A 1,652-nucleotide genomic window follows, 5' to 3' on the forward strand; every position below is an offset into this window, starting at 1 on the left:
GTCCGGGAACCGTACGCCCCTCCTCCGCGCGTTTCACCTCCGGCCGGCGGCCAGCCGGCTGTGCCCCCGCCCGTACGCGAAGTAGATGACCACGCCCAGCGCCATCCAGATCGCGAACCGGAGCCAGGTCTCCACCGGCAGGTTGAGCATCAGCCAGACCGAGGCGGCCACCGAGAGGATCGGGAGCGCGGGCACCCAGGGGGTACGGAAGGCGCGCGGCAGGTCCGGTCGGGTGCGGCGGAGCACGATCACTCCGAGGGCGACCACCACGAAGGCGAAGAGGGTACCGATGTTCACCAGGGTCGCCAGTTCGTCGATGCTGGTGAATCCGGCGACGATCGCGATGACGACGCCGAGCAGGATCGTCGGGCGGTACGGGGTGCCGTACTTCGGGTGGGTCACCGAGAAGAACCGGGGCAGCAGCCCGTCGCGGCTCATCGCGAAGAAGACCCGGGACTGTCCGAGCAGCAGGATCATGCAGACGACGGTGAGCCCGACGGCGGCGCCGAAGCTGATGATGCCCGCGTAGAAGGGGTGGCCGACCGCCTTGAAGGCGTCCGCCAGCGGGGCGCTGACGGAGAGTTCGGTGTAGTGCTGCATGCCGGTGACCACGATGGACACGGCGACGTAGAGCACCGTGCAGATCAGGAGCGACCCGAGGATGCCCCGGGGCATGTCCCGCTGCGGATGCCGGGTCTCCTCGGCCGCGGTGGCGACCACGTCGAAGCCGATGAAGGCGAAGAAGACGATGGAGGCGGCGGTGAAGATGCCCATCACGCCGAAGTTGGTGGGCGCGTAGCCGAACAGCGCCTGGACCAGCGGGGAGTCGAGCCCGCTGCCGGACGGCTGCGGCTCGGCCTCCGGGACGAAGGGCGAGTAGTTCCCGGCGTCGATGAAGAACAGGCCGGCGACGATGACGATCAGGACGACGGCCACCTTGATCGCGACGACCACGGTGGTGACCCGCGCGGAGAGCTTCATGCCGAGGACGAGGACCGCGGTGAGGACCAGCACGAGGACGAAGGCCAGGAGGTCGAAGCCGAACCCGGACGCCACGTCCGGCCCCGCGAGGGCGTCGGGCAGGGACCAGCCCGCGTTGTCCATCAGCGAGCGTACGTACCCGGACCAGCCGACGGCCACCACCGCCGTGCCCAGCGCGAACTCCAGCACCAGGTCCCAGCCGATGATCCACGCCACCAGCTCGCCGAGCGAGGCGTAGGAGAAGGTGTACGCCGAACCCGCGACGGGGACCGTGGAGGCGAACTCGGCGTAGCAGAGGGCGGCCAGAGCGCAGACCACACCGGCGACCGCGAAGGCGATGGCGGTCGCGGGGCCGGCGGTCTCCTTGGCGACCTTGCCGGTGAGGACGAAGATGCCGGTACCGATGACGACTCCGACGCCGAAGACCGTGAGGTCGAGGGCGGAGAGCGACTTCTTGAGCGCGTGCTCGGGCTCCTCGGTGTCGCTCAGCGACTGCTCGATCGTCTTGGTCCGGAACAGTCCGTCCCGGCCGGGGGGTGTCCCCTGTTCCACGCTCACCCGCGTACCTCCACGCACTCGTCGTGGGCGCAATCATGGGGAGGCCCCCGGGGTGCGGGACGCCTTGCGGAGCATGTCGCGCGAACGGGCCGGTGCCACCACCCGTACAGGGA

1 protein-coding gene is annotated in these 1,652 nt (G+C 69.7%); it reads right to left on the reverse strand.

Features of this window, described 5'->3' with window-relative positions:
• Positions 1 to 33: 33 nt before the first annotated feature.
• On the reverse strand, positions 34 to 1,539 hold the full coding sequence (locus ACFWEP_RS34530) for an amino acid permease (protein WP_387376240.1): 1,506 nt from the start codon (positions 1,537 to 1,539) through the stop codon (positions 34 to 36).
• Between the last annotated feature and the right edge of the window lie 113 nt (positions 1,540 to 1,652).

The sequence above is a fragment of the Streptomyces sp. NPDC060198 genome (assembly GCF_042728415.1).
GTDB lineage: Bacteria > Actinomycetota > Actinomycetes > Streptomycetales > Streptomycetaceae > Streptomyces.